This is a genomic window from Escherichia sp. MOD1-EC6842, from assembly GCF_002965705.1.
Taxonomy (GTDB): domain Bacteria; phylum Pseudomonadota; class Gammaproteobacteria; order Enterobacterales; family Enterobacteriaceae; genus Escherichia; species Escherichia ruysiae.
Genome location: NZ_PTRF01000014.1, coordinates 68812 through 89452, shown reverse-complemented (window position 1 = coordinate 89452; position 20641 = coordinate 68812). Strand labels below are relative to the sequence as shown.

Genomic DNA, 20641 nt, shown 5'->3' with positions numbered 1-20641 from the left:
CCTATATTCCTAACCATAAACCCTAAGTTGCCTTTGTTCACAGTAAGGTAATCGGGGCGAAAAGCCCGGCTTTTGCGATGAATTTAGAAAAAATCAATGAGTTAACCGCGCAAGATATGGCGGGTGTTAATGCGGCAATCCTTGAGCAGCTTAATTCCGACGTCCAACTGATCAATCAGTTAGGCTATTACATCGTCAGCGGCGGCGGTAAACGTATTCGTCCGATGATTGCTGTACTGGCTGCACGAGCTGTTGGCTATGAGGGAAATGCGCATGTCACCATTGCCGCTCTGATCGAGTTTATCCACACAGCGACTCTGCTACACGACGACGTTGTGGATGAATCAGATATGCGCCGTGGTAAAGCTACCGCCAACGCCGCGTTTGGCAATGCCGCCAGCGTGCTGGTAGGCGATTTTATTTACACCCGCGCGTTCCAGATGATGACCAGCCTCGGCTCGCTCAAAGTGCTGGAAGTGATGTCTGAAGCCGTAAACGTCATTGCAGAAGGTGAAGTTCTGCAACTGATGAACGTTAACGACCCGGATATCACCGAAGAAAACTACATGCGCGTTATCTACAGCAAAACTGCACGTCTGTTTGAGGCTGCTGCGCAGTGTTCCGGGATTCTGGCAGGATGTACACCGGAAGAGGAAAAAGGCCTGCAGGATTATGGACGTTACCTCGGCACCGCTTTTCAGCTCATCGACGATTTGCTCGATTACAGCGCCGATGGTGAACAGTTAGGTAAAAACGTCGGGGACGATCTGAACGAAGGTAAACCGACGCTGCCGCTGCTACATGCGATGCATAATGGTACACCGGAGCAGGCGCAAATGATCCGTACTGCTATTGAGCAAGGCAACGGGCGTCATCTTCTGGAACCAGTTCTGGAAGCAATGAACGCGTGTGGATCTCTTGAATGGACGCGTCAGCGTGCCGAGGAAGAGGCAGACAAAGCCATCGAAGCGTTACAGATACTCCCGGATACCCCGTGGCGAGAGGCGTTAATCGGCCTTGCACATATCGCGGTTCAACGCGATCGTTAATTCCTTCCCTTTATCCCGCGCATTGCGCGGGATAACTCCAGTAAGTTCCATAAAAACACTTATTCAGTGCAATACCATCTGAATAATCAGCTGTTTGTCTTTATATATTCTGAATCTTCACACTATTTACATGAACTTTTTAGAGCAATGCGCCATCAGGAGTATAGTGATGCTCGATAGAACACATGTTCTGAATGAAAGCGACTAACTTAAGGAGTGAGGCAAGATGGAGAGTAATTTCATTGACTGGCATCCCGCTGACATCATTGCGGGTTTGCGCAAGAAGGGAACGTCAATGGCGGCGGAATCTCGCAGAAATGGTTTGAGTTCCTCGACGCTGGCAAATGCATTATCGCGTCCGTGGCCAAAGGGAGAGATGATTATTGCGAAAGCCCTGGGTACTGACCCCTGGGTTATATGGCCATCACGCTACCATGATCCGCAGACCCATGAGTTTATCGACAGAACGCAGTTGATGCGCAGCTACACTAAACCGAAAAAATGAGTGGTCTGGCGGTAGCCCCGCGAACGGGGCTGCCAGCTTTCAGACGATTACTCGCCTTTCACACGCTCGATATTCGCACCTAATGCACGCAATTTGTCTTCAATGCGTTCGTAGCCGCGATCGATGTGATAAATACGATCAACAACCGTAGTCCCTTCCGCAATACAGCCAGCCAGCACCAGACTTGCTGATGCACGCAGATCGGTCGCCATGACCTGTGCGCCGGAAAGTTTTTCGACACCGTGACAAATAACGGTATTGCTTTCAATCTCGGCTTGCGCGCCCATACGGCTCAGTTCTGGCACGTGCATAAAGCGGTTTTCAAAGACCGTTTCGGTGATGAATCCGGTGCCTTCAGCCACCAGGTTCAGCAGCGTGAACTGAGCCTGCATATCGGTCGGGAACGCCGGATGCGGCGCAGTGCGGACATTAACGGCCTTCGGACGTTTGCCATGCATATCCAGGCTAATCCAGTCCTCACCTACTTCAATGTCCGCTCCAGCGTCACGCAGTTTCGCCAGCACGGCGTCCAGAGTATCTGGCTGGGCGTTACGGCAGATAATTTTGCCGCGAGAGATTGCCGCTGCCACCAGGAACGTGCCGGTTTCGATGCGATCCGGCAGCACGCGATAGACACCGCCGCCTAGACGTTCCACACCTTCGATAACAATACGATCGGTGCCCTGACCGCTAATTTTCGCGCCCAGCGTAATCAGGAAGTTCGCAGTATCGACGATTTCCGGTTCACGCGCGGCGTTTTCAATAATCGTGGTGCCTTCCGCCAGGGTTGCAGCACACATGATGGTCACGGTTGCGCCGACGCTGACTTTATCCATCACGATATGCGCGCCTTTCAGACGCCCATCAACGGAAGCTTTTACGTAACCTTCTTCCAGTTTGATCGTCGCGCCTAATTGCTCAAGCCCGGAAATATGCAAATCAACCGGACGCGCACCAATCGTACAACCACCAGGTAGAGAAACCTGTCCCTGACCGAAACGTGCCACCAGCGGCCCCAGCGCCCAGATAGAGGCTCGCATGGTTTTGACTAAATCATAAGGTGCGCAGAATACATTAACGTCGCGGGCGTCAATATGCACAGAACCATTACGTTCTACTTTCGCACCCAGCTGGCTTAGCAGCTTCATTGACGTATCAACGTCTTTCAGTTTCGGTACGTTCTGGATCTCTACCGGTTCTTCCGCCAGTAGTGCGGCAAAAAGGATAGGCAGAGCAGCATTTTTAGCGCCGGAAATTGTGACTTCGCCCTGGAGCTTCGTTGGCCCCTGAACACGAAATTTATCCATTTAGTTTGTTCTCAGTTAACAATTCATATCCGCTACCGGCAAATCGCCCATAGCTCAAAAGCCGTTCAGTTTGCGATCTCGCGCCCACTCCGTAGGGGTATACGCTTTGATCGACACAGCATGAATGCGGTTATCCGCAATATATTCCATCAGCGGACCATAAACCGTCTGCTGTTTTTTAACCCGGCTCATGCCATCAAACATCTCACCCACGGCAATAACCTGAAAGTGGCTGCCATCGCCGGAAACGTGGACTTCCTGGAGGGAGAGAGCGTTCATCAGCACGCTCTGAATTTCATTATTTTCCATGGGATCTTCATTCATCAGTTAATAAACCAGCAAAACATCTTAGAGCAAAGTTGCGCTGGCATAAATAAGCAAAAAGCCTTGCTGATAAATCAAACAAGGCTCGACTTGCAGGCGGATTTGCCGGACAGGTGGTTAACGCCTTATCCAGCCTGAAAAAATTTAACGAGGCAGGACATCAGACGGCAAATTATACAACTTTGCCAGGGTATACACCTTATCGTTTACCCCCTGAAGCGTCACGCTGTTGCCCTGCTTTTTCGCCAGATCGATAAGGTGGAGCAGCAGCGCCAGTCCACCGGTATCGACGCGGGACACGCGGCTAAGATCGATACTGGTAATTCCCTTCACCGCTTCTTCACGCACTTCCCAAAGCGGTAGCAGTACGTCTTGATCCAACTCTCCGGTTAATACCAGAGTGTTGCCCGTCTGCACCCAGCTCAGTGACTCGCTCATTATTTTTTCTCTTCCAGAGTGATTTTCTGTTGAGAAATTGATTTCAGTTGCGCGGTCAGGCCGTCAATACCTTTGGTACGCAGCAGCGTTCCCCACTCGTTTTGTTTAGTGGTGATCATGCTGACGCCTTCGGCAATCATGTCGTAAGCCTGCCAGTTGCCAGTCTGGGAGTTTTTACGCCACTGGAAGTCCAGACGCACCGGCGGGCGACCATTCGGATCAATAATAGTAACGCGAATAGGCACAATAGTTTTGTCACCCAGCGGCTGTTCTGGCGCAATCTGGTAAGTCTGCCCGTGATACATCGCCAGCGCCTGACCATAAGCCTGCTTCAGGTACTCACGGAAAGCGGCAAAGTATGCATCACGTTGGGCTGGGGTCGCGCTCTTGTAATACTGACCCAGTACCAGTGCACCAGCGTATTTCACCTGCACATACGGCAGCAGTTCCTGATCGACGATAGTACGCAGGTAATCCGGGTTGGCCCGGATTTGCGGTTGCTCATTCTTCAGGCGATCGAACGTTTTCTGCGCCGCCTCGTCCATCAGCTTATACGGATTGGTTTGGTCTGCCGCAGTTGCCGCACTCAGCGGTGCAATCACCAGCAAAGCGACCATCATTAAACGTTTAAACATGCGTCGGTTCTCCTGAAATTATTTCGTTGTACCCACAGGTTCAGTGGTTTCATTATTACCTGGCGCAGCAGCTGGCGCATCGCCACTATTCTTATTGTCATCGCCTTTACTGCCGTAAAGGAACTGACCAATGAGATCTTCCAGCACCATCGCAGACTTGGTGTCCTGAATCGAATCGCCATCCTTCAGGATAGCAGTACCCAGTTCGGGGTCTTCAAAACCGACGTTTAACGCCAGATATTGCTCTCCAAGCAGGCCGGAAGTACGAATGCTCAGCGAACTGGTGTCAGGAATGTGGTTATAACGTTGTTCAATTTCCAGCGTCACGCGCGGCAAATAGGTTTTCGGATCCAGCGTAATATCTGCCACCCGACCGACGACAACGCCGCCAATGCTGACCGGAGAGCGCGCTTTCAGGCCGCCAATGTTATCGAACGTCGCATAAAGCGTGTAGGTCGGTTCAGTACGTATGGACGTCACGTTTGCCGCCTTCAGGCAGACAAACAGCGCCGCCAGCAGTGCTGCTAATAAAAAGATACCCACCCAAATTTCATTTTTTTTCGTTTGCATGAACTCAATTCCCAAACATCAATGCGGTCAGCACAAAATCCAGCCCCAGAACAGCCAGAGACGAGTGGACAACGGTGCGAGTGGTTGCCCGGCTAATCCCGGCAGAAGTCGGGATGGCGTCGTAGCCGTTAAACAACGAAATCCACGTCACCGTAATAGCGAACACCACGCTCTTAATCAGACAGTTGACCAGATCCATACGCCAGTCGACAGCATTTTGCATTGCCGACCAGAAGAATCCGCTATCAATACCTTTCCAGCTAACGCCGACCAGCGATCCACCCCAGATCCCCACGGCGACGAAAATAATCGTCAGCAACGGCAATGAAATAACCCCAGCCCAGAAACGCGGAGAAATAACCCGACGCAGCGGATCGACCGCCATCATCTCCATGCTGGAGAGCTGCTCTGTGGCGCGCATCAAGCCGATTTCTGCGGTTAACGCCGAGCCGGCTCGACCGGCAAACAGCAACGCAGCAACCACCGGCCCCAGTTCACGCAGTAGCGATAACGCCACCAGCATACCCAGACTGGTTTCCGCACTATAAGTGGTCAGCACCAGATAACCTTGCAGACCCAGCACCATTCCGATGAATACGCCAGAAACCACAATAATCAGCATTGACAGGACGCCGACATTATAGAGCTGACGCACCAGCAGCGGCGCATGTTTACGAAATTCCGGTTTGCCGACCAGCGCATTGAATAACATTAACCCGGCCCGTCCGAACGTTCTCAGGGTTTTAATCCCTTTATGTCCAAGCGAGGCCAGCGCATTTAACAGCATGAGTGGCTTAACTCCCTGGTAAAAGATCAGCGTGATAATCGCCGGCAGGATAGCGGAACGGAACAGGTCCGTCAGCTATCCCGTCCAGAAACTGACGTACGCGCGGATCAGGATTCGCCTGCAACGCCTGGGCGCTGCCGTGAGCGACAATTTTTTTATCCGCCAGAATCCAGGCGTGATCCGCAATACTTAAGACTTCCGGCACATCATGAGAAACTACCACGCAGGTCACGCCCAACGCGCTGTTCAGCTCAGAAATCAGCTTCACCAGTACGCCCATAGTGATCGGATCCTGCCCAACAAACGGTTCATCAAACATGATGAGATCCGGCTCCAGGGCAATCGCACGCGCCAGTGCAGCGCGACGAGCCATCCCGCCGGAAAGCTCAGAAGGCATCAGTTTAGCCGCTCCACGCAGCCCCACAGCTTCCAGCTTCATCATCACCGTGCTATGCAACAATGGCGCGGGGAGCTGGGTATGTTCGCGCAGTGGATAGGCAACGTTGTCAAATACGTTCATATCTGTGAACAACGCCCCGGACTGAAACAACATGCTCATCCGTTTGCGCACAGTGTACAGGCGCGAACGAGACATCGCCGGAATATTCTCGCCATCAAAAAGGATCTCACCGTGATCTGGTGCGATTTGCCCGCCAATCAGACGGAGTAGCGTCGTTTTACCGATGCCCGATGGCCCCATGATTGCCGTGATCTTCCCTCGCGGCACGGTCAGGGAAATATTATCGAAGATGCAGCGATTGCCACGCGTAAAACTGACATCGCGCATATCGACTAAATTCGCCACAGACTGCTCCATAATTCACCCTTCGTCTTGCGTTGATTTTCTAAGCATGGTGCTCAATTTAACCTTGAACCCAACATATTTACAGAATATTACCCGCCGTGGTTAGCTAAAGCTGGCATTTGTTTTACTTTTTAGCCGCATAAAGTCAAAATTAAGAATCCGTTACGGCTTTCTGAGAATCTTCAGCGACCGGCGAGTATACCTGAAGAAAGGACGTTAGATGCTTTTAGCTACGGCACTGTTAATTGTTGGTTTACTTTTGGTCGTATACAGTGCCGATCGTCTGGTATTTGCCGCTTCCATTCTTTGCCGCACTTTTGGCATCCCACCGCTGATCATTGGCATGACTGTGGTCAGTATTGGCACGTCGCTTCCTGAGATTATTGTTTCGCTTGCCGCGTCACTGCACGAACAACGCGATTTAGCCGTCGGTACGGCGCTTGGCTCAAACATTATCAATATTTTGCTGATCCTCGGTCTGACCGCACTGGTGCGCCCTTTTACCGTCCATTCCGATGTTCTGCGCCGCGAGTTACCATTAATGTTATTCGTCAGCGTGGTGGCCGGTTCCGTACTCTATGACGGACAACTTAGCCGCAGCGATGGTATCTTTCTCCTTTTTCTGGCTGTGCTATGGCTGCTGTTCATTGTTAAACTTGCACATCAGGCCGAACGTCAGGGAACCGATAGCCTGACCAGAGAGCAGCTTGCAGAGCTACCACGTGAAGGCGGTTTACCCGTCGCATTTTTATGGCTTGGCATTGCGCTGATCATCATGCCAGTGGCAACGCGGATGGTGATTGATAACGCCACCGTTCTGGCGAATTACTTTGCCATCAGCGAATTGACTATTGGTCTGACGGCAATCGCTATCGGCACGAGTCTGCCGGAACTGGCAACCGCGATAGCCGGTGTTCGCAAAGGTGAAAACGACATCGCCGTCGGTAATATCATTGGCGCGAATATTTTTAATATCGTCATCGTGCTGGGTCTGCCGGCGCTGATTACGCCAGGGGAGATTAACCCACTGGCGTACAGCCGTGACTACAGCGTGATGTTGTTGGTAAGCATTATTTTTGCGTTGCTGTGCTGGCGACGCTCCCCGCAACCGGGCCGTGGCGTAGGGGTATTATTAACAGGCGGATTTATCGTATGGCTGGCGATGTTGTACTGGTTATCGCCAATACTCGTTGAATAACTGGAAACGCATTATGTCGCACGTAGAGTTACAACCGGGTTTTGACTTTCAGCAAGCAGGTAAAGAAGTCCTGGCGATTGAACGTGAATGCCTGGCGGAGCTTGATCAATACATCAATCAGAATTTCGCGCTCGCTTGCGAAAAGATGTTTTGGTGTAAAGGTAAAGTCGTGGTTATGGGGATGGGCAAATCGGGACACATTGGACGCAAAATGGCCGCGACCTTTGCCAGCACCGGTACTCCGTCATTTTTCGTCCATCCTGGCGAAGCCGCGCATGGCGATTTAGGCATGGTCACCCCGCAGGATGTGGTAATAGCTATCTCTAACTCTGGTGAATCCAGCGAAATCAATGCCTTGATTCCGGTGCTTAAGCGTCTTCACGTGCCGTTAATCTGCATTACCGGTCGCCCGGAGAGCAGCATGGCTCGTGCCGCAGATGTGCATCTGTGTGTTAAAGTAGCAAAAGAAGCCTGCCCGTTGGGGCTGGCACCGACCAGCAGCACCACCGCCACGCTGGTTATGGGCGATGCGCTCGCCGTCGCTCTGTTAAAAGCGCGCGGCTTTACCGCCGAAGATTTTGCGCTCTCACATCCCGGCGGCGCACTGGGTCGTAAACTTCTGCTGCGCGTAAACGATATTATGCATACGGGTGATGAGATCCCGCATGTCAAAAAAACCGCCAGCCTGCGCGATGCATTACTGGAAGTTACCCGCAAAAATCTTGGTATGACCGTCATTTGCGATGACAATATGATGATTGAAGGCATCTTTACCGACGGTGATTTACGCCGTGTCTTCGATATGGGCGTGGATGTCCGTCAATTAAGTATTGCCGATGTGATGACGCCGGGGGGAATTCGCGTACGCCCTGGCATTCTGGCCGTTGAGGCACTGAACTTAATGCAGTCCCGCCATATCACCTCCGTAATGGTTGCCGATGGCGACCATTTACTCGGTGTGTTACATATGCATGATTTACTGCGTGCTGGCGTAGTGTAAAGATTCAAGGATAAACAACAATGAATAAAGCAGGTGCGTCACTTGAGACCTGTTACGGCCCTGTCAGTGCCGACGTTATGGCAAAAGCAGAAAATATTCGTCTGCTGATCCTTGACGTCGATGGCGTGCTGTCAGATGGCCTGATTTATATGGGCAACAACGGCGAAGAACTTAAAGCGTTCAATGTTCGTGATGGTTATGGCATTCGTTGTGCGCTCACCTCTGATATTGAAGTCGCCATCATTACCGGGCGAAAGGCTAAACTGGTAGAAGATCGCTGTGCCACATTGGGGATTACTCACTTGTATCAGGGGCAGTCGAATAAACTTATCGCCTTTAGCGATCTGCTGGAAAAACTGGCGATCGCCCCGGAAAACGTGGCTTACGTTGGGGATGATCTCATCGACTGGCCGGTAATGGAAAAAGTGGGCCTAAGCGTAGCCGTGGCCGATGCGCATCCGCTGTTGCTCCCGCGCGCCGATTACGTGACTCGCATTGCTGGCGGTCGCGGCGCAGTGCGTGAAGTTTGCGACTTATTACTCCTGGCGCAGGGCAAACTGGATGAAGCCAAAGGGCAATCGATATGAGTAAAGCCAGACGTTGGGTTATCATTGTGCTATCACTGGCGGTTCTGGTGATGATCGGTATTAACATGACCGAGAAAGACGATACCGCCCAGGTGGTCGTCAACAACAATGATCCCACCTACAAAAGCGAGCATACGGACACGCTCGTCTATAACCCAGAAGGGGCGCTAAGCTATCGATTGATTGCTCAACACGTTGAATATTATTCCGATCAGGCCGTTTCGTGGTTTACGCAACCGGTACTTACTACGTTTGATAAGGATAAAATCCCGACATGGTCCGTAAAAGCGGATAAAGCCAAGCTGACTAATGATCGGATGCTCTATTTATATGGACACGTTGAAGTCAACGCACTCGTGCCGGACTCTCAACTTCGCAGAATCACGACGGATAACGCGCAGATCAATCTGGTGACGCAGGATGTTACCTCTGAAGACCTCGTCACGTTATACGGAACAACATTTAACTCCAGCGGTCTGAAAATGCGCGGCAACTTACGCAGCAAGAACGCCGAGCTGATTGAAAAGGTTAGAACATCCTATGAAATTCAAAACAAACAAACTCAGCCTTAATCTTGTGCTTGCCAGCTCACTTCTGGCCGCCAGTATTCCGGCATTTGCCGTTACCGGAGACACTGACCAGCCGATTCACATTGAGTCGGATCAGCAATCTCTTGATATGCAAGGCAACGTAGTCACCTTCACGGGTAACGTCATCGTTACCCAGGGCACCATCAAAATTAATGCCGATAAAGTGGTCGTTACCCGTCCGGGCGGCGAGCAGGGCAAAGAAGTGATCGATGGCTACGGTAAGCCAGCGACGTTCTATCAAATGCAGGACAACGGTAAACCTGTCGAAGGTCACGCTTCCCAGATGCATTACGAACTGGCGAAAGATTTTGTCGTTCTGACCGGTAATGCTTATCTGCAGCAGGTCGATAGCAATATAAAGGGCGATAAAATCACTTATCTGGTGAAAGAGCAGAAAATGCAGGCTTTCAGCGATAAAGGTAAGCGCGTAACCACCGTTCTGGTGCCGTCGCAGTTGCAGGATAAAAACAACAAAGGCCAGACCCCGGCGCAGAAGAAAGGTAATTAATTCGTTATGGCAACATTAACAGCAAAGAACCTTGCAAAAGCCTACAAGGGTCGCCGCGTGGTAGAAGACGTCAGCCTGACCGTCAACTCCGGAGAAATTGTCGGTCTGCTGGGGCCAAACGGTGCCGGTAAGACCACCACTTTCTACATGGTTGTTGGCATTGTGCCGCGCGATGCAGGCAACATCATTATTGATGATGACGATATCAGCCTGCTGCCATTACACGCGCGCGCGCGTCGCGGTATCGGCTATCTGCCGCAGGAAGCCTCCATTTTCCGCCGCCTCAGCGTTTACGATAACCTGATGGCGGTACTGCAAATTCGTGACGATTTGTCTGCTGAACAACGTGAAGACCGTGCGAACGAGCTGATGGAAGAGTTTCACATTGAGCACCTGCGTGACAGCATGGGGCAATCGCTCTCCGGTGGTGAACGTCGCCGTGTAGAAATTGCCCGCGCACTGGCTGCGAATCCGAAATTTATTCTGCTTGATGAACCGTTTGCCGGGGTTGACCCGATCTCGGTTATCGACATCAAACGCATCATTGAGCACCTGCGCGACAGCGGCCTGGGTGTGCTGATCACCGACCATAACGTGCGTGAAACACTGGCAGTTTGTGAACGCGCTTATATCGTTAGTCAGGGGCATTTGATCGCCCACGGCACACCTACAGAAATCTTACAAGACGAACACGTTAAGCGTGTATACCTTGGGGAAGACTTCAGACTCTGATAGGGTAGAAGCTCGCGACGTTTTAGCAGGAGAGTACGATTCTGAACATGAAGCAAGGTTTGCAACTCAGGCTTAGTCAGCAACTGGCGATGACGCCTCAGCTACAACAGGCAATTCGTCTGTTGCAGCTGTCCACGCTGGAACTTCAACAGGAGCTGCAGCAGGCGCTGGAGAGTAATCCACTGCTTGAGCAAATCGACACTCATGATGAAATCGACACTCACGAAACGCCAGACAGCGAAACGCTGGACACCGCTGACGCGCTCGAACAAAAAGAGATGCCGGAAGAGCTGCCGCTCGACGCCAGTTGGGACACCATCTATACAGCCGGTACGCCGTCCGGCACCAGCGGTGACTACATTGACGACGAGCTACCGGTCTATCAAGGCGAAACGACGCAGACCTTGCAGGATTACCTGATGTGGCAGGTCGAGCTGACACCGTTTTCCGACACTGACCGCGCTATCGCCACCTCCATCGTTGATGCCGTTGATGATACCGGTTATCTCACCGTCCCACTGGAAGATATTCTCGAAAGCATGGGCGATGAAGAGATCGACATCGATGAAGTTGAAGCGGTCCTTAAGCGGATCCAACGGTTTGATCCGGTCGGTGTGGCGGCGAAAGATCTGCGTGACTGCCTGCTGATCCAACTCTCCCAATTCGATAAGACCACGCCGTGGCTGGAAGAGGCCAGGCTGATCATTAGCGATCATCTCGATCTGTTAGCCAATCACGACTTCCGCACTTTAATGCGCGTCACGCGTCTGAAAGAAGATGTGCTGAAAGAAGCCGTCAATCTGATCCAGTCGCTCGATCCACGCCCCGGCCAGTCGATCCAGACCGGTGAGCCGGAATATGTCATTCCAGATGTGTTGGTGCGTAAGCATAACGGCCACTGGACGGTGGAACTCAACAGCGACAGCATTCCGCGTCTGCAAATCAACCAGCACTACGCCTCGATGTGCAATAACACACGTAACGATGGCGACAGCCAGTTTATCCGCAGCAATCTGCAGGATGCCAAATGGTTGATTAAGAGTCTGGAAAGCCGTAACGATACGCTACTGCGCGTGAGTCGCTGTATTGTTGAACAGCAGCAAGCCTTCTTTGAGCAAGGCGAAGAATATATGAAACCGATGGTACTGGCCGACATCGCCCAGGCCGTCGAAATGCATGAATCGACGATATCTCGCGTGACCACGCAAAAGTACCTGCATAGTCCACGAGGCATTTTTGAACTGAAGTATTTTTTCTCCAGTCACGTCAATACCGAGGGCGGCGGCGAAGCCTCGTCCACGGCGATTCGTGCGCTGGTGAAGAAATTAATCGCGGCGGAAAACCCAGCGAAACCGTTGAGCGACAGCAAGTTAACCTCTTTGCTGTCGGAACAAGGTATCATGGTGGCACGCCGCACTGTTGCGAAATACCGAGAGTCTTTATCCATTCCGCCGTCAAACCAGCGTAAACAGCTCGTTTGACCCAACCGATAAGGAAGACACTATGCAGCTCAACATTACCGGAAATAACGTCGAGATCACCGAGGCCCTGCGCGAATTTGTCACATCAAAATTTGCCAAACTTGAGCAATATTTTGACCGAATCAACCAGGTCTATGTTGTTCTGAAAGTGGAGAAAGTCACCCATACCTCAGATGCAACACTGCATGTAAACGGTGGCGAAATTCATGCCAGCGCGGAAGGTCAGGACATGTATGCTGCCATTGATGGCTTAATTGATAAGCTGGCACGCCAGTTGACCAAGCATAAAGATAAATTGAAACAACACTAATTGTCCGGGCAATTAGCAAGTGCATGGCGGCCTGTTGTGCGACACAACGGGCCATTTGTACAGTTAATGCTCCGAACCTGTCCTACGATTTGAGTGGTCAGGTTCTTAGGTGAAATTATGACAAATAATGATACAACTCTACAGCTTAGCAGTGTTCTTAACAGGGAATGTACGCGAAGCCGCGTCCACTGTCAGAGCAAAAAACGGGCACTGGAAATTATCAGCGAACTGGCTGCGAAACAACTCAGCCTGCCGCCTCAGGTGGTTTTTGAAGCTATTCTGACGCGGGAAAAAATGGGCAGTACCGGTATCGGTAATGGCATTGCCATTCCACATGGCAAACTGGAAGAAGATACTCTGCGTGCCGTTGGTGTTTTCGTTCAGCTCGAAACGCCTATAGCTTTCGATGCCATCGACAACCAACCGGTGGATTTACTTTTTGCCCTGCTGGTGCCGGCTGACCAAACTAAAACGCACCTGCATACTCTTTCGCTGGTGGCGAAACGTCTGGCGGACAAAACCATCTGCCGCCGTTTACGTGCAGCCCAGAGTGATGAAGAGCTGTATCAAATCATTACGGATACCGAAGGTACTCCGGATGAAGCGTAGTTATTCTGTAATGTCTCTTTTAGACGTTGTGAGGAGAAACAGTACATGGTACTGATGATCGTCAGCGGACGTTCAGGCTCAGGTAAATCTGTCGCCCTGCGTGCGCTGGAAGATATGGGTTTTTACTGCGTGGATAACCTTCCCGTAGTGCTGTTACCCGATCTGGCTCGCACGCTCGCCGATCGCGAGATTTCTGCCGCCGTCAGCATTGATGTTCGTAATATGCCGGAGTCACCAGAAATATTCGAACAGGCGATGAGTAACCTGCCTGATGCTTTCTCACCGCAACTGCTGTTCCTGGATGCCGATCGTAACACCCTGATTCGTCGTTACAGCGATACGCGCCGTCTGCATCCGCTCTCCAGCAAGAACCTGTCGCTGGAAAGTGCTATTGACAAAGAAAGCGATCTGCTGGAGCCACTGCGTTCGCGGGCAGATTTGATTGTCGATACCTCAGAAATGTCCGTTCATGAACTGGCAGAAATGTTGCGTACCCGTCTGCTGGGTAAACGCGAGCGTGAACTGACGATGGTCTTTGAGTCCTTCGGCTTCAAACACGGTATCCCTATCGATGCCGATTACGTCTTTGACGTGCGCTTCTTGCCGAACCCGCACTGGGATCCGAAACTGCGTCCAATGACAGGTCTTGATAAACCTGTCGCCGCGTTCCTCGACCGCCACACAGAAGTACACAATTTTATCTACCAGACGCGAAGCTACCTTGAGCTATGGTTACCTATGCTGGAAACCAACAACCGTAGCTACCTGACGGTCGCCATTGGTTGTACCGGCGGGAAGCACCGTTCGGTGTATATTGCAGAACAGCTGGCAGACTACTTCCGCTCGCGCGGTAAAAACGTCCAGTCACGCCATCGTACGCTGGAAAAACGTAAACCATGACCGTCAAGCAAACTGTTGAAATCACAAACAAGCTGGGCATGCATGCCCGGCCTGCCATGAAACTCTTTGAATTAATGCAGGGTTTTGACGCTGAAGTGCTGTTACGTAATGACGAAGGCACCGAGGCTGAAGCGAACAGCGTTATTGCGCTGCTGATGCTGGACTCCGCCAAAGGACGGCAGATTGAAGTCGAAGCGACCGGTCCACAGGAAGTGGAAGCACTGGCCGCCGTTATCGCCCTCTTTAACTCTGGTTTCGATGAAGATTAATCTTCCTGACGTTTAATTCCCCCGGATACACATCTTCAGCCCTTAGGGGTGAAAAAAGTACAAGCGGAAAATGTCCTCATTTTTCGCGACTTGTACATTTTGTGCTCTTTTCTGTACGAACAAAACCTTAAGAAAACCTTAAAAGTCCTGTTTAGGTTTTGTTTAAGTTAAGTCCTCATACTGGAGATTGTCAGAAAATATTTCCAGGAGATGGCATGATTCGCTTATCTGAACAAAGTCCCCTGGGCACCGGAAGACATCGGAAATGTTATGCGCATCCGGAAGATGCCCAACGCTGTATCAAGATTGTCTACCACCGTGGCGACGGTGGTGATAAAGAGATCCGCCGTGAGTTAAAGTACTATGCGCACCTTGGTCGTCGTTTGAAAGACTGGAGCGGTATTCCACGCTATCACGGTACGGTTGAGACGGATTGTGGAACCGGTTATGTCTACGATGTCATTGCCGATTTTGATGGCAAGCCGTCTATTACATTGACCGAATTTGCTGGACAATGCCGTTACGAAGAAGATGTTGCTCAGTTGCGTCAGTTACTGAAGCAGCTGAAGCGTTATTTGCAGGATAACCGCATCGTGACGATGTCGCTGAAGCCGCAGAATATTCTTTGCCACCGCATCAGCGAGTCAGAAATCATTCCCGTCGTCTGTGACAACATTGGTGAAAGCACGTGGATTCCGCTGGCGACCTGGTCGAAGTGGTGTTGTCTACGTAAGCAAGAGCGTTTGTGGCAACGTTTTATCGCTCAACCCGCGTTATCGGTCGCCCTGAAGAAAGGCGCACAACTCAGTGAGAACAAGAAACTCACCCTCACCTCGCGCGAAGCTTAATACAGCTGATGTTGCCGCATAAAAGATTCACCGCCCAACTGATGCATCTGCCGTAAAATCCACGCCTGACGGCTACGCACGTAGCCTGAGGGTGCGGAAACTTTAAAGCGTAGTGGGTTCGGAAGTACCGCTGCCAGTGAGGCAGCCTCCGACTGAGTGAGTTTGCTCGCGGGTTTGTGGAAATAGCGTTGCGCTGCGGCTTCAACACCAAACACACCATCGCCAAATTCGGCGATATTCAGGTAAACCGTCAGGATACGTTTTTTGCTCCAGACCGTTTCTATCCCCAATGTCAGACCTGCTTCCAGCCCTTTACGTATCCAGCTACGCCCATCCCATAAAAAGAGATTTTTGGCTGTCTGCTGAGAAATCGTTGATGCGCCGCGAATACGATTTTCATTGCGCTCGTTGTGCGCCAGGGCTTTCTCAATGGAAGCGACATCAAAGCCCCAGTGCTCAGGGAATTTCTGATCTTCTGCGGCAATCACTGCCAACCCCATCCACGGCGAGATTTGATCCATACTGACCCAGTCAGAATGCGCCACGTAACGAAAATTGCCATGCAGCCAGGCACTGACCTGTCGCTCGACCATCACCGCTGAGAACGGGACAGGCGCTATGCTAAACAACGCGATGCCCCCGCCCCATAAAACGGCGAGGACAACCACTAACCGCAGAAGAAAACGACGAACGAAACCGAACGCCGTTAAGCGGCTTTTACTCATTCAGCCAGAACCAGCACGCGGGAAACCAGCTTATCAATGCCGTTCGCCGCTTCCGCAATGTTCTGTGCCAACATATAAGCCGGTGTAGTGACAATCTTATTGTCTTCATCAACCACGATATCATCGACCGGACACGGTACATGCTCTGCGCCCATCTCTTCCAGCACTTCTGCGGTATCGATATCAGTACCGATGGTCAAACGCAGTGGGAAATCGAAAATTTTCGGCAGCATCGCCGGGGCAATACACATAAAACCAAGCGGTTTACCGGCCTGATGCATCGCTTGCGCCAGCGCCTTTAATTCACGATCAACAGTGCATTCACTGCCAAGGCTGGCAAAATTGCTTAAATTCTTCGCCGCACCAAAGCCACCAGGCACAATCAACGCATCCAGTTCGCCGGCATCGGCCTGAGCCAGAGGACGGATCTCACCACGCGCAATACGCGCGGCTTCAATCAGCACATTGCGCGATTCCGTCATCGCCTCGCCGGTTAAATGGTTGATAACATCAACCAGCTGCTTATCCGGTGCAAAGCAGATCGCCTGCGCGCCGCTACGCGATATCGCCAGTAACGTCAACACAGCTTCATGAATTTCGGAACCGTCATAAACGCCGCACCCGCTCAGAACTACGCCAATTTTCTTCATTGTGATCATCCTTTCGCAACTGACTGAAACACATTAATCTTTTTAATAAAAATGCTACGCATCACACATTTAACTGATTCATGTAACAAATCATTTAAGATTTGCTATCTTAACTGCGTGCGGCCTGAAAAACAGTGCTGTGCCCTTGTAACTCATCATAATAATTTACGGCGCAGCCAAGATTTCCCTGGTGTTGGCGCAGTATTCGCGCACCCCGGTCTAGCCGGGGTCATTTTTTAGTGGCTTTTGCCACCCACGCTTTCAGCACATCTACGTCGTGACGCCACTCTTCTTTCATCTCTTCAATCCATTCACCTACGTTATCTTCCCACGCAGGAAGGTCGGGAGACTGAATTTGCTGACCCAGCTGTTGCAGATGGCGTAACCCCACTGAACCCGCCGCGCCTTTAATTTTATGCCCTTCCTCGACAATGCCTTTTTTATCCTGCGCCGTCAGATTCGACTCCAGCACGCTGACATAGCCCGGCATCATCTTCTCAAACACCGCTAACCCGTCGGTAATCAACTTCGGCCCTACAAGTTCGAGATACTGTTCCAGCATGGGAATATCGAGTAATGCTTCAGATTTGCTGTTCTCTTCTGTCGTCACCGTGCTCTCCTCATCATCCGGGGTATCCCAGAATTTCTTGATCATCGCGGTTAGCGCCGGTACGGAAAGCGGCTTACTCAGCACATCATCCATTCCAGCATTGAGGTACTCTTGTTTATCTTTCAGCACATTGGCGGTTAAAGCCACCAGCGGCGGTAAATCTTCGCGCGGATAACGCTTCGTCAGTTCACGAGAGATATCCAACCCGGTCATATCTGGCAACTGAATATCCAGCAATACCAGGTCGTATTCGCCCGGCTTAAACATCTCCAGCGCCGCCTTGCCGGTCATTGCTACATCAACGCTGTTACCTAATTTTTCCAGTACAGAACGCGCGACAATAACGTTCAGTTCAATGTCTTCCACCAGCAGCACATTTAGTGCCGGTAAAGGCATATCGTCTTCATCAAACGCATCATCGACCTCTTCTGCCACCGACGGTGCGTGGATCGTCAACCTAAAGGTTGAACCTTTGCCCTGTTCGCTGGTAACAGTAATATCGCCGCCCATATTTTTCGCCAGCCGACGAGAAACAGCCAGACCAATGCCGGTGCCGGTGGCAGGTTTACCGCCGTGACTGTCTTTCACCTGGTAATACATGGCAAAAATTTTATCCAGCTCATCCTGCGGAATACCGATGCCTGAGTCTTCCACTTCAAAATGCAGCATGTCGCCTTCATCGTAGCGCACGCGCACGGTAACCTGACCTTGCTGGGTAAATTTGACGGCGTTACTGATGAGATTCCACAGGATCTGCCGTAAACGCGTACCGTCGGTAATGACCTGATGCGGTAATGGTAGCGTCGGTTCCAGATTAAAGCGCAGCCCTTTTTGTTGCGCCTGCAATGCGGAAAGATTTTCCAGATCGGCAAGGAAGCTGGTGAAATCAACCGGCTGATTATCAAGCTGAACCTTGCGGCGCTCCATCTTATCCATGTCGATAATATCGTTAAAAATATTCCCCAAAGTGACGGCGGAAACATGGATGGTTTTGAGATATTTTTCCTGCTCAGCAGTGAGTTCCGTATCCAGCAGAATGCGGCTTAAGCCAACGATACCGTTCAGAGGTGTACGCAATTCGTGACTGATGGTGGAAATAAACGTCGTTTTGTCGCGGCTGGCGCGTTCGAGCGCATCCTGATACCGCTTACGCTCGGTAATGTCGCGACCAAAGCCCATCAAACCATGCCGTTTACCCACACGGTCGTAGTACGGCACTTTACGGATTTCAAAGCAGGCTTTGCGTCCGTCCGGATAATCCAGCCACTGTTCATAAGTCAGTGACACATTATGACGAAACACTTTCTCATCGGTTTCAATAACTTTCGCGGCGGCTTCCGGCGAGTAAACATCAGCAGGTTTCAGGTGAACCAGTTGTTTTTCGCTCTTCCCGGTTAGCAATTCCATTGCACGGTTACAGCCGGAAAACTCTTTATCTTCGTTACGGTAAAAAACCAGATCTGGAGAGGCGTCAAGGAAGGAACGTAAAAAAGAGGATTGCTGTTCGAGCTGAATTTGTGTCTCTTCACGCTCTTTGATTTCAATTTTCAGCTGACCGAAGGTTTCCTGCAATTCAGCTTCAGCTTTTTCACGAACGGCGATTTCCTGATTAAGCTGGGTAATATTGTCTTTTAACTGAACGTTGAGGCTCAGATCGCGCTCGCGCATCTCCTCCAGTTTTTGCACCAGCCGTGACAGACGTTGTCGTGACTCCTCCAGTTGCTCGACGACCACCGAAAGAAAGTAGACCGCCCACGGCGTAATCAGCAGACCAAAGAAGATAGAACGAATAACATCAATACTTTCGACCTGACCATGCAGCACCATGGTCACCGCCATTTGCACCACAATGGCGAGAACGACAAGGGCCAGCGCCAGCAACATTGAGAAGCGCACCAGACCTAACTTCATCATCAGGTCAACATAATACTGCGCCAGCAGACGAATTTGCTTCATTAGGGAATTCCTTCACGACAACCTGCCCCAATAATACCCAATTCTGACAGTTACGTTATAAATTGTGTGAGAAATGCGGAATTCCCCTCAATGGCCTACGCCGTTGGAGGTAGCCACGGACGTCCCAGCGCCGATCCCTGTACGCCATGTTCATTCAGATAACGATCCAGCTCGACCATACCCGTCCAGCGATTTTCACACCACAGCGGAGCAAGTAACGTCGGGCGACGGGCGCTGGCGGAAATGCGGTGGTAGATAACTTCCGGTGGCGTATGGCGAATCATCTCTCCCGCCGTCAGCGTGTAATCGTCCAGTTCAATACCGTTCAAACGTCCCGCTTCCCAGGCCTTCGCCATAATGCTGCCTTTCACGATATGCAGGGGATGAAGCTTGATGCCGTCCACGCCGGTTTCAACCACTCTCTCCAGTGTTTGCAAACATTCCGCTTGCCCTTCGCCAGGCAGGCCGACAATTAAGTGAGAACACACCTTAAGCCCACGCTGACGCGCCAGCTGGGTCGTGCGCTGATAGCAGGCAAAATCATGTCCGCGATTGATGCGATGCAGCGTTTTGTCGTGCGCGGTTTGCAGCCCCAGCTCCAGCCACACTTCGTAGCCCTGGTCTTTATATTCACAAAGCAGATCCAACACCGCATCCGGCACGCAGTCCGGGCGCGTACCAACACACAAACCGACAATATTGGCCTGGCTCACCGCCTGTTGATACATGGAACGCAGCACCTGAACTTCCGCAAAGGTGCTGGTATAAGCCTGAAAGTAGGCCAGATAGCGTTTCGCACGGTTAACCAGATTCGCCTGATGCGCCAGTTGTTCAGCAATGGAACGGTGTTGCTGCGCTTCGTCGGCAAACGAAGCAACATTACAGAATGTGCATCCGCCGCGTCCGATGGTTCCGTCACGATTCGGGCAGCTAAAACCGCCATGCAGCGTCAGTTTATGCACCTTTTGCCCGTAACGACGGGTAAGATCCCCACCAAACATATTGACTAATTTCTGTAACTGCATAATCTGATAGACCGCGCCTTGAAAAGAGGCCAAAGCCTGCCATTTTTAGCTCAATTCGGCGATGACCTGGATCAATCGTCCCGGCCTGCTTATATCAACTGCATATTAAATCACAATTACTGAAATTTAATGCAGTAGCACATAAATTACTTTTGCTTATCTTGCGTCGGATTTTTTTATCCGCTAATGGATTTTAAACAAAAACAGTAGCATGAAATGCCTT

At 51.1% G+C, this 20641-nt stretch carries 25 protein-coding genes; 14 read left to right on the top strand and 11 right to left on the bottom strand.

The window, feature by feature from the left end:
* Nucleotides 1–77 precede the first annotated feature (77 nt).
* Both ispB and sfsB read left to right on the top strand, forming a co-directional pair.
* Nucleotides 78–1049, top strand: a complete 972-nt coding sequence (gene ispB, locus A7Z29_RS16845) for an octaprenyl diphosphate synthase (protein ID WP_010346507.1) — start codon at nucleotides 78–80, stop codon at nucleotides 1047–1049.
* Between the two features lie 226 nt (nucleotides 1050–1275).
* On the top strand, nucleotides 1276–1554 hold the full coding sequence (gene sfsB, locus A7Z29_RS16840) for a DNA-binding transcriptional regulator SfsB (RefSeq protein WP_000445413.1): 279 nt from the start codon (nucleotides 1276–1278) through the stop codon (nucleotides 1552–1554).
* Nucleotides 1555–1601: 47 nt separating this feature from the next.
* Here the strand turns inward: sfsB and murA are convergent, their stop codons facing one another.
* The 7 genes from murA to mlaF form a co-directional block, all read right to left on the bottom strand.
* A complete protein-coding gene (murA, locus tag A7Z29_RS16835; RefSeq protein ID WP_000357262.1) occupies nucleotides 1602–2861 on the bottom strand; it encodes a UDP-N-acetylglucosamine 1-carboxyvinyltransferase in 1260 nt (419 codons plus the stop codon).
* A gap of 54 nt (nucleotides 2862–2915) precedes the next feature.
* Complete coding sequence (gene ibaG / locus A7Z29_RS16830) at nucleotides 2916–3170, bottom strand: BolA family iron metabolism protein IbaG (protein ID WP_010346509.1); 255 nt, start codon at nucleotides 3168–3170, stop codon at nucleotides 2916–2918.
* Between the two features lie 159 nt (nucleotides 3171–3329).
* On the bottom strand, nucleotides 3330–3623 hold the full coding sequence (mlaB, locus tag A7Z29_RS16825) for a lipid asymmetry maintenance protein MlaB (RefSeq protein ID WP_105281058.1): 294 nt from the start codon (nucleotides 3621–3623) through the stop codon (nucleotides 3330–3332).
* A complete protein-coding gene (mlaC, locus tag A7Z29_RS16820; RefSeq protein ID WP_000476484.1) occupies nucleotides 3623–4258 on the bottom strand; it encodes a phospholipid-binding protein MlaC in 636 nt (211 codons plus the stop codon). Before mlaC ends, mlaB begins: the two co-directional genes overlap by 1 nt.
* A gap of 18 nt (nucleotides 4259–4276) precedes the next feature.
* On the bottom strand, nucleotides 4277–4828 hold the full coding sequence (gene mlaD / locus A7Z29_RS16815; protein WP_016159478.1) for an outer membrane lipid asymmetry maintenance protein MlaD: 552 nt from the start codon (nucleotides 4826–4828) through the stop codon (nucleotides 4277–4279).
* Between the two features lie 4 nt (nucleotides 4829–4832).
* The gene (gene mlaE, locus A7Z29_RS16810; RefSeq protein ID WP_000925792.1) at nucleotides 4833–5615 is read right to left on the bottom strand and encodes a lipid asymmetry maintenance ABC transporter permease subunit MlaE; all 783 of its coding nucleotides are present in this window, start codon (nucleotides 5613–5615) and stop codon (nucleotides 4833–4835) included.
* A 7-nt stretch (nucleotides 5616–5622) separates the two neighbouring features.
* Nucleotides 5623–6432 (bottom strand): phospholipid ABC transporter ATP-binding protein MlaF, encoded by an 810-nt coding sequence (gene mlaF, locus A7Z29_RS16805; RefSeq protein ID WP_000438245.1) that lies wholly within the window; start codon nucleotides 6430–6432, stop codon nucleotides 5623–5625.
* A gap of 208 nt (nucleotides 6433–6640) precedes the next feature.
* On the opposite strand from mlaF, the gene A7Z29_RS16800 reads away from it, so the two are divergent.
* From A7Z29_RS16800 to yrbL, 12 genes are all read left to right on the top strand, one after another.
* The gene (locus A7Z29_RS16800; RefSeq protein WP_000922894.1) at nucleotides 6641–7618 is read left to right on the top strand and encodes a calcium/sodium antiporter; all 978 of its coding nucleotides are present in this window, start codon (nucleotides 6641–6643) and stop codon (nucleotides 7616–7618) included.
* A gap of 13 nt (nucleotides 7619–7631) precedes the next feature.
* Nucleotides 7632–8618, top strand: a complete 987-nt coding sequence (kdsD, locus tag A7Z29_RS16795; protein WP_010346512.1) for an arabinose-5-phosphate isomerase KdsD — start codon at nucleotides 7632–7634, stop codon at nucleotides 8616–8618.
* Nucleotides 8619–8638: 20 nt separating this feature from the next.
* Entirely contained in the window at nucleotides 8639–9205 is a 567-nt protein-coding gene (kdsC, locus tag A7Z29_RS16790) for a 3-deoxy-manno-octulosonate-8-phosphatase KdsC (RefSeq protein ID WP_001030165.1), read from the top strand.
* Nucleotides 9202–9777 carry an LPS export ABC transporter periplasmic protein LptC gene (gene lptC / locus A7Z29_RS16785; RefSeq protein WP_000030542.1) on the top strand — a complete coding sequence of 192 codons (576 nt, stop codon included), beginning with the start codon at nucleotides 9202–9204 and terminating at the stop codon, nucleotides 9775–9777. Before kdsC ends, lptC begins: the two co-directional genes overlap by 4 nt.
* Complete coding sequence (gene lptA / locus A7Z29_RS16780) at nucleotides 9746–10303, top strand: lipopolysaccharide ABC transporter substrate-binding protein LptA (protein WP_000669785.1); 558 nt, start codon at nucleotides 9746–9748, stop codon at nucleotides 10301–10303. The genes lptC and lptA overlap by 32 nt, the downstream gene beginning before the upstream one ends.
* A gap of 6 nt (nucleotides 10304–10309) precedes the next feature.
* Entirely contained in the window at nucleotides 10310–11035 is a 726-nt protein-coding gene (gene lptB / locus A7Z29_RS16775; RefSeq protein WP_000224099.1) for an LPS export ABC transporter ATP-binding protein, read from the top strand.
* Nucleotides 11036–11082: 47 nt separating this feature from the next.
* Nucleotides 11083–12516, top strand: coding sequence for an RNA polymerase factor sigma-54 (rpoN, locus tag A7Z29_RS16770; protein WP_000809026.1), 1434 nt, complete (start codon nucleotides 11083–11085; stop codon nucleotides 12514–12516).
* Between the two features lie 22 nt (nucleotides 12517–12538).
* A complete protein-coding gene (hpf, locus tag A7Z29_RS16765; RefSeq protein ID WP_001176602.1) occupies nucleotides 12539–12826 on the top strand; it encodes a ribosome hibernation promoting factor in 288 nt (95 codons plus the stop codon).
* A 117-nt stretch (nucleotides 12827–12943) separates the two neighbouring features.
* Complete coding sequence (gene ptsN, locus A7Z29_RS16760) at nucleotides 12944–13435, top strand: PTS IIA-like nitrogen regulatory protein PtsN (RefSeq protein ID WP_000183676.1); 492 nt, start codon at nucleotides 12944–12946, stop codon at nucleotides 13433–13435.
* A 45-nt stretch (nucleotides 13436–13480) separates the two neighbouring features.
* Nucleotides 13481–14335: an RNase adapter RapZ gene (gene rapZ / locus A7Z29_RS16755; protein ID WP_000243741.1), complete on the top strand. Its 855-nt coding sequence runs from the start codon at nucleotides 13481–13483 to the stop codon at nucleotides 14333–14335.
* Entirely contained in the window at nucleotides 14332–14604 is a 273-nt protein-coding gene (npr, locus tag A7Z29_RS16750) for a PTS phosphocarrier protein NPr (protein ID WP_000216792.1), read from the top strand. The genes rapZ and npr overlap by 4 nt, the downstream gene beginning before the upstream one ends.
* A gap of 215 nt (nucleotides 14605–14819) precedes the next feature.
* Nucleotides 14820–15452 (top strand): PhoP regulatory network protein YrbL, encoded by a 633-nt coding sequence (gene yrbL / locus A7Z29_RS16745; protein WP_000620414.1) that lies wholly within the window; start codon nucleotides 14820–14822, stop codon nucleotides 15450–15452.
* On the opposite strand, the gene mtgA is transcribed toward yrbL, so the two are convergent.
* The 4 genes from mtgA to A7Z29_RS16725 form a co-directional block, all read right to left on the bottom strand.
* Complete coding sequence (gene mtgA / locus A7Z29_RS16740) at nucleotides 15449–16177, bottom strand: monofunctional biosynthetic peptidoglycan transglycosylase (RefSeq protein WP_105290502.1); 729 nt, start codon at nucleotides 16175–16177, stop codon at nucleotides 15449–15451. The genes yrbL and mtgA overlap by 4 nt on opposite strands.
* A complete protein-coding gene (gene elbB / locus A7Z29_RS16735) occupies nucleotides 16174–16827 on the bottom strand; it encodes an isoprenoid biosynthesis glyoxalase ElbB (protein ID WP_105290501.1) in 654 nt (217 codons plus the stop codon). The genes mtgA and elbB overlap by 4 nt, the downstream gene beginning before the upstream one ends.
* 229 nt (nucleotides 16828–17056) lie before the next feature.
* On the bottom strand, nucleotides 17057–19393 hold the full coding sequence (gene arcB, locus A7Z29_RS16730; RefSeq protein WP_000809801.1) for an aerobic respiration two-component sensor histidine kinase ArcB: 2337 nt from the start codon (nucleotides 19391–19393) through the stop codon (nucleotides 17057–17059).
* A 95-nt stretch (nucleotides 19394–19488) separates the two neighbouring features.
* Nucleotides 19489–20418 carry a TIGR01212 family radical SAM protein gene (locus A7Z29_RS16725; protein WP_024165162.1) on the bottom strand — a complete coding sequence of 310 codons (930 nt, stop codon included), beginning with the start codon at nucleotides 20416–20418 and terminating at the stop codon, nucleotides 19489–19491.
* Nucleotides 20419–20641 lie beyond the last annotated feature (223 nt).

What these genes read in the sequence shown, in the direction of transcription:
- ispB (WP_010346507.1), top strand. Translation starts at nt 78, where the DNA reads ATGAATTTAGAAAAAATCAATGAGTTAACCGCGCAAGATATGGCGGGT.
- sfsB (WP_000445413.1), top strand. Translation starts at nt 1,276, where the DNA reads ATGGAGAGTAATTTCATTGACTGGCATCCCGCTGACATCATTGCGGGT.
- murA (WP_000357262.1), bottom strand. Translation starts at nt 2,861, where the DNA reads ATGGATAAATTTCGTGTTCAGGGGCCAACGAAGCTCCAGGGCGAAGTC.
- ibaG (WP_010346509.1), bottom strand. Translation starts at nt 3,170, where the DNA reads ATGGAAAATAATGAAATTCAGAGCGTGCTGATGAACGCTCTCTCCCTC.
- mlaB (WP_105281058.1), bottom strand. Translation starts at nt 3,623, where the DNA reads ATGAGCGAGTCACTGAGCTGGGTGCAGACGGGCAACACTCTGGTATTA.
- mlaC (WP_000476484.1), bottom strand. Translation starts at nt 4,258, where the DNA reads ATGTTTAAACGTTTAATGATGGTCGCTTTGCTGGTGATTGCACCGCTG.
- mlaD (WP_016159478.1), bottom strand. Translation starts at nt 4,828, where the DNA reads ATGCAAACGAAAAAAAATGAAATTTGGGTGGGTATCTTTTTATTAGCA.
- mlaE (WP_000925792.1), bottom strand. Translation starts at nt 5,615, where the DNA reads ATGCTGTTAAATGCGCTGGCCTCGCTTGGACATAAAGGGATTAAAACC.
- mlaF (WP_000438245.1), bottom strand. Translation starts at nt 6,432, where the DNA reads ATGGAGCAGTCTGTGGCGAATTTAGTCGATATGCGCGATGTCAGTTTT.
- A7Z29_RS16800 (WP_000922894.1), top strand. Translation starts at nt 6,641, where the DNA reads ATGCTTTTAGCTACGGCACTGTTAATTGTTGGTTTACTTTTGGTCGTA.
- kdsD (WP_010346512.1), top strand. Translation starts at nt 7,632, where the DNA reads ATGTCGCACGTAGAGTTACAACCGGGTTTTGACTTTCAGCAAGCAGGT.
- kdsC (WP_001030165.1), top strand. Translation starts at nt 8,639, where the DNA reads ATGAATAAAGCAGGTGCGTCACTTGAGACCTGTTACGGCCCTGTCAGT.
- lptC (WP_000030542.1), top strand. Translation starts at nt 9,202, where the DNA reads ATGAGTAAAGCCAGACGTTGGGTTATCATTGTGCTATCACTGGCGGTT.
- lptA (WP_000669785.1), top strand. Translation starts at nt 9,746, where the DNA reads ATGAAATTCAAAACAAACAAACTCAGCCTTAATCTTGTGCTTGCCAGC.
- lptB (WP_000224099.1), top strand. Translation starts at nt 10,310, where the DNA reads ATGGCAACATTAACAGCAAAGAACCTTGCAAAAGCCTACAAGGGTCGC.
- rpoN (WP_000809026.1), top strand. Translation starts at nt 11,083, where the DNA reads ATGAAGCAAGGTTTGCAACTCAGGCTTAGTCAGCAACTGGCGATGACG.
- hpf (WP_001176602.1), top strand. Translation starts at nt 12,539, where the DNA reads ATGCAGCTCAACATTACCGGAAATAACGTCGAGATCACCGAGGCCCTG.
- ptsN (WP_000183676.1), top strand. Translation starts at nt 12,944, where the DNA reads ATGACAAATAATGATACAACTCTACAGCTTAGCAGTGTTCTTAACAGG.
- rapZ (WP_000243741.1), top strand. Translation starts at nt 13,481, where the DNA reads ATGGTACTGATGATCGTCAGCGGACGTTCAGGCTCAGGTAAATCTGTC.
- npr (WP_000216792.1), top strand. Translation starts at nt 14,332, where the DNA reads ATGACCGTCAAGCAAACTGTTGAAATCACAAACAAGCTGGGCATGCAT.
- yrbL (WP_000620414.1), top strand. Translation starts at nt 14,820, where the DNA reads ATGATTCGCTTATCTGAACAAAGTCCCCTGGGCACCGGAAGACATCGG.
- mtgA (WP_105290502.1), bottom strand. Translation starts at nt 16,177, where the DNA reads ATGAGTAAAAGCCGCTTAACGGCGTTCGGTTTCGTTCGTCGTTTTCTT.
- elbB (WP_105290501.1), bottom strand. Translation starts at nt 16,827, where the DNA reads ATGAAGAAAATTGGCGTAGTTCTGAGCGGGTGCGGCGTTTATGACGGT.
- arcB (WP_000809801.1), bottom strand. Translation starts at nt 19,393, where the DNA reads ATGAAGCAAATTCGTCTGCTGGCGCAGTATTATGTTGACCTGATGATG.
- A7Z29_RS16725 (WP_024165162.1), bottom strand. Translation starts at nt 20,418, where the DNA reads ATGCAGTTACAGAAATTAGTCAATATGTTTGGTGGGGATCTTACCCGT.